This is a genomic window from Halomonas sp. LMYGS-3, assembly GCF_059509875.1.
This window is the reverse complement of record NZ_JCAKFQ010000057.1, coordinates 1-6,450: the sequence shown is the minus strand read 5'-3', so window position 1 is coordinate 6,450 and position 6,450 is coordinate 1. Positions and strand designations below refer to the sequence as shown.

At 59.4% G+C, this 6,450-nt stretch carries 7 protein-coding genes and 2 pseudogenes; 8 read left to right on the top strand and 1 reads right to left on the bottom strand.

Going from position 1 to position 6,450, the window contains the following annotated elements; all coding sequences use genetic code 11:
• Positions 1-399 precede the first annotated feature (399 nt).
• The 8 genes and pseudogenes from AC5W54_RS22345 to AC5W54_RS22310 all read left to right on the top strand — a co-directional run.
• Positions 400-1,383, top strand: a complete 984-nt coding sequence (locus AC5W54_RS22345) for an NAD(P)-dependent oxidoreductase (protein ID WP_495964301.1) — start codon at positions 400-402, stop codon at positions 1,381-1,383.
• Positions 1,384-1,415: 32 nt separating this feature from the next.
• Positions 1,416-1,586 (top strand): annotated as a pseudogene (locus AC5W54_RS22340) (transposase); the annotation flags it as partial.
• 251 nt (positions 1,587-1,837) lie between these two features.
• Entirely contained in the window at positions 1,838-2,113 is a 276-nt protein-coding gene (locus AC5W54_RS22335) for a hypothetical protein (protein WP_495964300.1), read from the top strand.
• A gap of 374 nt (positions 2,114-2,487) precedes the next feature.
• On the top strand, positions 2,488-2,697 hold the full coding sequence (locus AC5W54_RS22330) for a hypothetical protein (RefSeq protein WP_495964299.1): 210 nt from the start codon (positions 2,488-2,490) through the stop codon (positions 2,695-2,697).
• Positions 2,698-2,843: 146 nt separating this feature from the next.
• The gene (locus AC5W54_RS22325; protein WP_495964298.1) at positions 2,844-4,223 is read left to right on the top strand and encodes a sialidase family protein; all 1,380 of its coding nucleotides are present in this window, start codon (positions 2,844-2,846) and stop codon (positions 4,221-4,223) included.
• Positions 4,224-4,416: 193 nt separating this feature from the next.
• Positions 4,417-4,740 (top strand): type II toxin-antitoxin system RelE/ParE family toxin, encoded by a 324-nt coding sequence (locus tag AC5W54_RS22320; RefSeq protein ID WP_495964297.1) that lies wholly within the window; start codon positions 4,417-4,419, stop codon positions 4,738-4,740.
• 26 nt (positions 4,741-4,766) lie between these two features.
• Positions 4,767-5,060: a helix-turn-helix domain-containing protein gene (locus AC5W54_RS22315; protein WP_495964296.1), complete on the top strand. Its 294-nt coding sequence runs from the start codon at positions 4,767-4,769 to the stop codon at positions 5,058-5,060.
• A gap of 397 nt (positions 5,061-5,457) precedes the next feature.
• A pseudogene (locus tag AC5W54_RS22310) lies at positions 5,458-5,987 on the top strand (IS21 family transposase); the annotation flags it as partial.
• Positions 5,988-6,169: 182 nt separating this feature from the next.
• On the opposite strand, the gene AC5W54_RS22305 reads toward AC5W54_RS22310, so the two are convergent.
• Positions 6,170-6,450, bottom strand: a 281-nt coding sequence (locus AC5W54_RS22305) for a hypothetical protein (protein ID WP_495964295.1), incomplete at its 5' end; no start/stop codon positions are given.

Sequence of the window (6,450 nt, the reverse complement as noted above, 5' to 3'; positions counted from 1 at the left end):
CCAGGCTCACCGCATCCGCCTTGAATTCATCGGAAAATCGACGTCGAGTCTTCTTGGTCATGAACACCTCCATTGCCTCCATTATGAGGCTTATCGGGGTGTCCGCTCCAATTGGACCACTTCAGGAACCCCAGCGGTAGCCGAGATGCTGCTCCCTCATATCTTGGTGAGCTCGACCTGAATGCGCGCGTGTTGGGAGCACAGCACGCGTAGGATGGCTACTGTCGATGCCTTCAACCGCCGCATGGGCCGCGGCAGCCAAGAGGCCAGAGTTACTTAAAAGTTGATCAGTTACTGTGTCGTAAACCTATCTTTGACCCGTCGGCCTACCGACCCGGTCGTTAAAAGAGGAACCCCCCCTTATGGAAAAAGTGGTGAAAAACACCAGGAAAGGGGGAATTGGACGCCGGTACGCCACAAAAAGTCGCGAAATCGGCAAGTAATCAACATGAAAGGAGCAATGACATGCAGGAAAATAGCGAAAGAGTTGGATTTATTGGTGTTGGCCATATGGGTCACGGGATGGCAAAGAATATCGTTGAGAAAGGATTTCTTCTGACGGTAATGGCACATAGGAACCGTGCACCTGTAGACGATTTGGTCAGCCGAGGAGCAAAAGAAGCCACGACTGTAAAGGATGTAGCAGCCACTTCCGACATCGTATTCTTATGCGTATCAAGTTCGAGTGAAGTCGAAGCCATCATTCAAGGATCTAGCGGTCTCGCGGAAAACCTGAAGGCTGGATCGGTCATCGTCGATACATCTACCTCAGACCCAAACTCAACACTGGCTTTGGCCGGGAAGTTGAACACAACGGGGATCTATCTAGTCGATGCTCCGCTGGGAGGTACACCAAAAGAAGCTTGGGAAGGAACTCTCGGAACCATGGTTGGCTGCGATGCGCAGATCTTCACGAGAATCAAACCTATATTGGATGCTTGGGCTGATAAGGTCGTGCATATCGGCACAGTTGGTGATGGGCATAAAATGAAGCTCATCAACAACTTTATCTCCCTTGGATACGGCGCTCTCTATGCCGAGGCGCTGACCTTAGCTAATAAGATCGGGATAGAGCCCTCCCGATTTGACAGCGTGATTCGCGGAAGTCGCATGGATTGCGGATTTTATCAGACCTACATGCAATATGTACTCGATCGCGATCGTGACGCCCACAAATTCACACTGCAAAATTCTTACAAAGACATGCGATACCTTGATGCCATGTCAAATAGTTCTGGCATGACCAATCCTCTTGCTAATGCAGTGAAAAATACCTATGCGTTAGCGGTTAACTCGGGATATGGCGAAGACTATGTTCCTATGATTTCTGATTTAATCGCAAGTCTCAACAACACGTCATTGAGCAATAAGGAGGAACTTTGATCCCCTGATATTCACCGAACGGCCCAAGCAACCCGGACAACGTGGTCGAGGTGGTCTGCGACATGTCTCAGGCCTTCCTGAGCGGCGTTGCCGAGAACCTTCCCAACGCCGAGGTGAAGGTCGACGTGTTCCACCTCGTGCAGACCTTCACCAAGACGCTGGACGAGGTCCGCAAGAAAGTACGCCGTGAGAACTCCGGGTAGAGCCGCAGCGACACCCTAGCGCTGATGGCCTGGAGCCGTGCGCGGCCGACACACGAAACTGCGAGGCCGCAAACCAAAGGGCCCGCGAGTAATCGCAGGCCCTTGGTCTGGTTGAGGTGTGATGGTGTTTACCTGACAGTCGGCCGCTGACAGTAATTGAATCGATACCGAGGAAAGAGCACTGACAAAAAAGGGCAATCCTTCATTGGCGCTGACACTGCCACACCCTGCGACACAGCTTCGCCTCTCAGTTGCTGAGCCAGGGACCAGATATCCGCCCCGTTCTGGAATTGCTGGGGCACAAGAGCGTGGAAACCACCCATACATACGCCTGTGCTGGGCAAGGGCTTTGCCGGCGTGCGCACGAGCACGCAACCGCCAGGGGTGCCGCTCACCAGCCCCCTCCCCTATTGGCGGTCACAGGCCGCCGGCGTGCCTCCCTCGGGATAACATTAGAACCCAGCTGTATACATTTACTTACACTCAGATTACTAAAGAATGCTTCGGATTGCGTAGCCCAATCTTGAGAAAAAAGTCGTAGGGGGCTGGCACCTTCGGCTGAGCACCGCTCGAGGCTCGAAGTGCTCCTCGCCGTTGATGCGTTGGCGCACCCGCGAGGCTCGTAGTAGATCCGCCTTTCAAGCCATGAGGTATGAAAAAGCGCAAGATTCGAGTGGGCAAGCTGATGCAATTTGACTAGACTAAATGTTACTGGATGTTGCCACACGGTCTCTGTATGTATCCAAATGGCGACGTCGGCAGTGCGCAAGGGATTTCAGCATGATCGACAAGCTCGAGGCGGCGCGTGAAGCCCGCCGAGCACACGAGATCAAAGCCGAGTACAAGCGCGCTGTTGTGAACTGGAGCATCCTGGCGCTGAGGCGCCTGTGGAGGTGATGTCATGTACTGGACCAAGTTCCCTGCCGACTGGTGGCGCAACGAGTTCGGCCACGAGATTCACCGCTACGAGATCCTCGACGACGAGGGCCAATGTGAGGTCGAGTACCACCTCCACCATGCAGGCGAGCGGCTGCCTTGGAGCGGCAAGACTCACTCGCTGGCCGAGGCCCAGCGTCAGCTGGAGCACAGCCACAGGGCGTTGATGGCATAAGCCAGGACACGAACCACGCCGCGATGTGCATAATCAATTTACGAACCCCAGCTGTTCGGGGCTGATTCGGATCGGTAGGGTCACCTTCCGCTGCCACGGCAGCAGCGCGTCGAGGCCGTCATTGACTCCGTGCCGGGTAAGTAGTGATGCAGGAGTACCAGGACCAGTGTCGGGCAAGGGTGTCGTCTTCGCGTGGCCGCGGCATACCGCCGGCCACCGCCGGCGCTGTCATCGCACTGGTGCTGGCGTTACTGTCGCCGGCGGCCGAGTCCGGGGAAAGCACCGAGATCGTCTGGCACGCTGCCCTGGAGGTGGCCACCGGAGAGGCCCACATGGGCCCCTGGCGCATGAACGCGTCGGATTTCCGCTACGTGGATGACGCTTCGGTAGCGTTGCACGAGGACGGCATGGCAGCGGTCGTCTGGGCCGACCAGGCGCAGCAGGAGGTGTTCCTGCAGCGCTACGACCGCGACGGCGAACCGCAACTCGATGCTCCGACCAACATATCGCGCAGCGCCGATACGTTCTCCTGGCTCCCGCGCGTGATCATGGCCGCCAACACGCCGGACAGCGTTTACGTGCTCTGGCAGGAGATCATCTTCTCTGGTGGCACTCACGGCGGCGAGATCCTGTTCGCCCGTTCGCAAGACGGCGGCGCGACGTTCAGCGCGCCGATCAATCTCTCCAACACGCAGAACGGAGCAGGCAAGGGACGGCTGACCACCCGGCGCTGGGACAACGGCAGCCTGGATCTGACGGAAGGGCCCGACGGGGAGGTCTGGGTAGCCTGGACGGAGTATGAAGGCAGGCTGCGGATCAGCCGTTCCAGCGATGGCGGCCGCACCTTCCCGGCGCCGAAGCCTATCGCCGGTGGTGGCGACCTCCCCGCCCGCGCGCCGAGTCTCGCCGTGGACGGCGACGGACGGGTACATCTGGCATGGACCGTCGGCGAGGACCCGGCAGCCGATATTCGCTACACGATTTCCGACCGCCGGGGCGAGTCGTTCGAAGCGCCCCGTACCGTGGACGCGACCGACGGGCATGCGGACGCGCCGAAACTCGCGGTGGACGGCGACGGTATCGTGCACCTGGTGTACGCCGAGAGTCCGGACGGCCCCTGGCAACGGGCGCATGTTCGCTACACGCGGGCACGCGCCGGCGAGCGCTTCCACGCGCCGGAGGACATTTCCAGCGCGCATGCCGAACGGTTCGCCAGCGTCGGCTTTCCGTCGCTGGCGGTGTCAGGCGCTAACCTGTATGTGCTCTGGGAGCTGTTCCCCCGTCTGGGCCATCGGCCCCGAGGGCTCGGCATGACGCATTCAACGGATGGCGGTGAACACTTCGCTGCGCCGGAGATCGTGCCGCACAGCGGGGCGTCGGATCCGGGATTCAACGGCAGCCTGCAGGGGATGCTGATGCGCAAGCTTGCCGTGAACGATGCCGGGGACATTGCCGTGGTGAACAGCACCTTCCGGCCAGGCGAGAGGAGTCTGATGCGGTTGATTCGCGGACACCTCGAACGCTGACCGGATGCGACTGGCTCGAGCGCCGGTGAAATGAGGGTCTGTCCCAAGGTCTGTCCCTCATTACCTGCAAGGGCTACGGTACGCCACCTGGCTGCCCTCAGCCGGAGGGCTTGCGGCACCGAGCTTGAACCGTTCGGTTGATGAGCCTATTATATCGGTACTGATATAGGATCACAGAGGCCAAGGGGGCAGCGTGGGGCGGAAGAAACCCGTCGCATTCGTCGGAGACTCGAAGGACCGGCTGCGCGACTTCCCTCTGGACGCCAAGCGCGAAGCAGGGTTTCAGATCGACAAGGTTCAGGCTGGAGGGCAGCCGGACGACTTCCGCCCCATGCCAAGCGTTGGCCCTGGTGTCATGGAGATCCGCATTCGGGAAGACAACGGGGCCTTTCGGGTCTTCTACGTCGCCAACCGGGGCGATGCGGTGTTCGTGCTCCACTGCTTCCAGAAGAAGACCCAGAAGACCGCCAAGAAAGACATCGACCTGGGCAAGCAGCGCTACAAGGAGCTGCTCTGAGCCCGGCCACCAAGCGAGGTGACAGCATGGCCATCGAGTATTACGACAGCGTGTGGGACGCCATCGAGGACACCCCCGAGGAGGCGCTGAACATGCGTCTGCGCTCCGAGCTCATGGCGAAGATCGCCGGCCGTGTCAGGGAGTGGGGCGTCACCCAGAAAGAGGCGGCGCATCGCCTGGGCATCACCCAGCCTCGCCTCAACGACCTGCTAAACGGCCGCATCAACAAGTTCAGCTTGGATGCCCTGGTCAACCTGACGGGGCCGGCTCACTTCCACCTCAATCTGGAGATTGAGGACGAGAAGGAAGTGGCTGCCTGATAGCGGCAAAACGCCCCTTTTCTGCACGTAGAAAAATTTACGCAATTTCTTTACGCAAAACTGCCCCACCAGGGCCTCCTGAAGGGGCAGTCAGCATGCGTAAAGAAAACGACCGTTTAATCAATGCACCCATCGATGGATGAGTAGTAACCTGAATCCGTGAAGTCGGCGCTGACACTCTCCCTATCATCGCACAGCGAGCTTTTTTGATGCGTATTCCGCGCCATCGTGACCGACCACTCCGGGCCAACGTGACCGGCCATTCCGTTTCATCGTGACCGATTTCGGCCGCTTTCCCGGAATCCGCGGTCACGATGCCGGAATCTCACCTAACTCGCTGGAATGATTCGGACTTTTACGGCATACCCCTCCTTTTGCTTTGGCCCAGGAGGGGACGATGCCAGCACCGAGGATTCCCATGCGAACCATCACCGAGGTGTTGCGCCTCAAGTACGACGCCGGGCTCAGCCACGAGAAGATTGCGCGGGTCTGCGGCCTCTCCAAGGGCGTGGTCAGCAAGTACGTCAGCCTGGCCCAGGTCGCCGGCATCACCTGGCCACTGCCGGAGGATGCCGACGAGGCGGCGCTGGAGGCGCGGCTATTCCCGTCCAGGACGCCGCCGGTGCGCTTCTCGGCACCGGACTACTTCCAGGTCCACCAGGCGCTCAAGCGCAAGGGCGTGACCCTGCAACTGCTGTGGGCGGAGTACGTCGAGGTCCACGGCGACAAGGCGTACCGCTACAGCCAGTTCTGCCAGCGCTACCGCACCTGGCGTGACCGCCAGCGGCGCAGCATGGCCAGGTCCACCGCGCCGGCGAGAAGCTGTTCATCGACTACTGCGGCCCGACCGTGCCCATCATCAACCAGGCCACCGGTGAGGTGCGCAACGCGCAGGTGTTCGTGGCGGTGCTGGGGGCGTCCAGCTATGTGAAATATGAGGGTCTGTCCCTCATTACGCTTACGCTCATTACGCTCCTCATTACGCTCCACCGACGGCGGCGGCGGCGCGATCAGGATGGGTAGCGTGTAGATCCCAATGGCGAACCCCACCGCCCCAACCAACACATGCGACACCACGAGGAGTAAGATTTTTTTCATCGGCAAAGCCCTCAAACACCGTCAGCAATACCGTGCATCGCCCCGGTGTAGGCCAGGTAGGCGGCGCGCATCCGGCCCCTCTCCACCTTGGGCAGGGTCAGCATAACGGTCTCGTTTTGGTAGATCGGTAGCAGGTACTTCACCTTTCCTCGATAGTTCTGAGCACAGGCTTGAAGTGGTCCAATTGGAGCGGACACCCCGATAAGCCTCATAATGGAGGCAATGGAGGTGTTCATGACCAAGAAGACTCGACGTCGATTTTCCGATGAATTCAAGGCGGATGCGGTGAGCC

Excerpts from the sequence above, each read along its gene's own strand:
- AC5W54_RS22330 (WP_495964299.1), top strand. The coding sequence starts at position 2,488 with ATGTACTGGACCAAGTTCCCTGCCGACTGGTGGCGCAACGAGTTCGGC.
- AC5W54_RS22325 (WP_495964298.1), top strand. The coding sequence starts at position 2,844 with ATGCAGGAGTACCAGGACCAGTGTCGGGCAAGGGTGTCGTCTTCGCGT.
- AC5W54_RS22315 (WP_495964296.1), top strand. The coding sequence starts at position 4,767 with ATGGCCATCGAGTATTACGACAGCGTGTGGGACGCCATCGAGGACACC.